This is a genomic window from Streptomyces sp. PU-14G (assembly GCF_041028275.1).
Classification (GTDB): Bacteria; Actinomycetota; Actinomycetes; order Streptomycetales; family Streptomycetaceae; genus Streptomyces.
In genome coordinates this window covers 1-2874 of the sequence record NZ_JASKYT010000567.1, presented here as the reverse complement: position 1 = coordinate 2874, position 2874 = coordinate 1, and the positions used below count along the sequence as shown (strand labels likewise).

At 73.1% G+C, this 2874-nt stretch carries 2 protein-coding genes; both read left to right on the top strand.

Translation table 11 applies throughout. The annotated features are described in order from the left end of the window. On the top strand, positions 1–2258 hold a 2258-nt coding region (gene kdpB, locus AB8Z75_RS33425), incomplete at its 5' end, for a potassium-transporting ATPase subunit KdpB (RefSeq protein WP_369208659.1). Between the two features lies 1 nt (position 2259). Then, complete coding sequence (gene kdpC, locus AB8Z75_RS33420) at positions 2260–2862, top strand: potassium-transporting ATPase subunit KdpC (RefSeq protein ID WP_369208657.1); 603 nt, start codon at positions 2260–2262, stop codon at positions 2860–2862. Positions 2863–2874 lie beyond the last annotated feature (12 nt).

Below are 2874 nucleotides of genomic sequence, written 5' to 3'. Positions count from 1 at the left end.
CCCCCGCGGCGCCCGGTACCGCGAAGGGCGCGCCCCCGCCCCGCCGTCCCGCTGGCGGCGGGCTGTCCGACCCGCGCCGGCTGGTGGGCTCGCTTCCGGTGGCGCTGCGCAAGCTGGACCCGCGGACGATGGCCAAGACGCCTGTGATGTTCGTCGTCGAGGTCGGCTCGGTGGTCACCACGGTGCTCGCCGTCCTCCACCCGGGCGACTGGTTCGGCTGGGTCATCACCGGCTGGCTGTGGCTGACCGTGCTGTTCGCCAATCTCGCCGAGGCCGTCGCCGAGGGGCGCGGCAAGGCCCAGGCCGACACCCTGCGCCGGACCAGGACCGAGAGCGTCGCCCGTCGGCTGACCGGGGAGGGCGGCGAGGAGGCGGTCCCAGGCGCCGCGCTGCGCGTCGGCGACCGCGTGGTCTGCGAGGCCGGGGACGTGATTCCGGGGGACGGCGACGTGATCGAAGGGGTCGCCTCCGTCGACGAGTCCGCCATCACCGGTGAGTCGGCCCCCGTCATCCGCGAGTCGGGCGGCGACCGCTGTGCCGTCACAGGAGGCACGAGGGTGCTCTCCGACCGCATCGTCGTGGCGATCACCACCAGGCCGGGCGAGAGCTTCATCGACCGGATGATCTCGCTGGTGGAGGGCGCGGCCCGGCAGAAGACGCCGAACGAGGTGGCCCTCAACATCCTGCTGGCCTCGCTCACCGTCGTCTTCCTCCTGGCCGTCGTCACGCTCCAGCCGTTCGCGCGCTACGCGGGAGCCGAACAGTCCCTCACGGTGCTGGCCGCGCTGCTGGTCTGCCTCATCCCCACCACCATCGGGGCGCTGCTGTCGGCCATCGGCATCGCCGGCATGGACCGGCTGGTGCAACGCAACGTCCTGGCCACCTCGGGGCGCGCGGTGGAGGCCGCGGGGGACGTGTCCACCCTGCTGCTCGACAAGACCGGCACCATCACGCTCGGCGACCGCCACGCCGCCGCCCTCGTCCCCGTCGGCGGCGCCACCGAGGCGGCGCTGGCCGAGGCCGCGCACCTGTCCTCGCTCGCCGACGAGACGCCCGAGGGCCGCTCCGTCGTCGCCCTGGCCGAGCAGCGGTACGGGGTGCGGGGCAGGAACGAGGGCGAGCTGAAGGACGCCGCCTGGGTGCCGTTCACCGCCCGTACCCGGATGTCGGGGGTGGACCTCGAAGGACCGGACGGCCGCCGTGTGCGGGTGCGCAAGGGCGCTGCCGCCGCCGTCCGCGCCTGGGTCGAACAGCGCGCCGGAGAAGCCGGGGACGCCGGGAACACCGGGGACGCCGGAGAACACGGGGACGCCAGGGATGCCGTGGACGCCGGGAACACCGGGGACGCCAGGGATGCTGTGGACGCCGGGGATGCCGCAAGCATCGGGAACACGGAGGACACCGGGATCGCCGGGAACGGCGGGAACGCCGGGGGCGAGGTGGACCGCGTGGTGCGGGACATCGCCGAGGCCGGTGGCACCCCGCTGGTCGTCGGCGTCGAGGACGCGGACGGCCCGCGCGTGCTCGGTGTCGTCCACCTCAAGGACGTCGTCAAGGACGGAATGCGCGCACGCTTCACCGAGCTGCGTCGCATGGGCATCAGAACGGTCATGATCACCGGCGACAATCCGCTGACGGCCGAGGCCATCGCTCACGAGGCGGGCGTCGACGACTTCCTCGCCGAGGCCACACCCGAGGACAAGATGGCGCTCATCCGCCGTGAGCAGGCCTCGGGACGGCTCGTCGCCATGACCGGCGACGGCACCAACGACGCGCCCGCTCTCGCCCAGGCCGACGTCGGAGTCGCCATGAACACCGGGACCTCCGCCGCCAAGGAGGCCGCCAACATGGTGGACCTGGACTCCGACCCCACCAAGCTCATCGAGATCGTGGAGATCGGCAAACAACTGCTGATCACCCGTGGCGCGCTGACGACGTTCTCCCTCGCCAACGACGTCGCCAAGTACTTCGCCATCATCCCGGCGATGTTCGCCACCGCCTATCCCGGACTGGACGCGCTCAACCTGATGCGGCTTGCCTCACCGCAGTCGGCGATCCTCTCGGCCGTGATCTTCAACGCCCTGATCATCGTCGCCCTGGTGCCGCTCGCCCTGCGCGGTGTGCGGTACCGGCCGCTGAGCGCCGACCGCATGCTGCGGCGCAACCTCGCCGTCTACGGCGTCGGCGGGCTCGTCGCCCCCTTCGCCGGCATCAAACTGATCGACCTGCTGCTGAGCGCCATCCCGGGAGTGAACTGACATGACGGCCACCCTCTCCCCGCGCAGGGCGGGACGGCTCGCGTGGGCCGCGTGCCGCGCGCTGCTCGCCCTGACCGTCGTCTGCGGCGTTCTCTACCCTCTGGCCGTGACGGGGGTCGCCCAGGCCGCCTTCCCCGACCGGGCCGACGGCTCACCCGTGCGGGCCGACGGAAGGGAGGTCGGTTCGGCGCTCGTCGGCCAGCACTGGAGTGGCCGCGCGTGGTTCCACGGCCGGCCCTCGCACTCGGACTACGACCCGCGCGCCACCGGGTCGGGTCAGCTGGGGGCGAGCGACCCCCGGCTGGTGCGGACGGTGCGCGAAACCCGGCGGGAGGTCGCCGACTACAACGGCGTGCCCGTCACCGCCGTCCCGCCCGACGCCGTCACCGGTTCGGGCTCCGCGATCGACCCCCACATCTCGCCGGAGTACGCCCGCATCCAGACCGCCCGCGTCGCGCGGGCCAACCACCTGACACCGGGGTCCGTCCGGAAACTGGTGGACGCGCACACGGAGGGCCGCGACCTCGGCTTCCTGGGGGAGCCGCGGGTGAACGTGCTGAAGCTCAACGTGGCGGTGCGCGAGGCGGCGACCGCGGCCCGCTGACCCGCCCTCCGC

Excerpts from the sequence above, each read along its gene's own strand:
- kdpC (WP_369208657.1), top strand. The coding sequence starts at position 2,260 with ATGACGGCCACCCTCTCCCCGCGCAGGGCGGGACGGCTCGCGTGGGCC.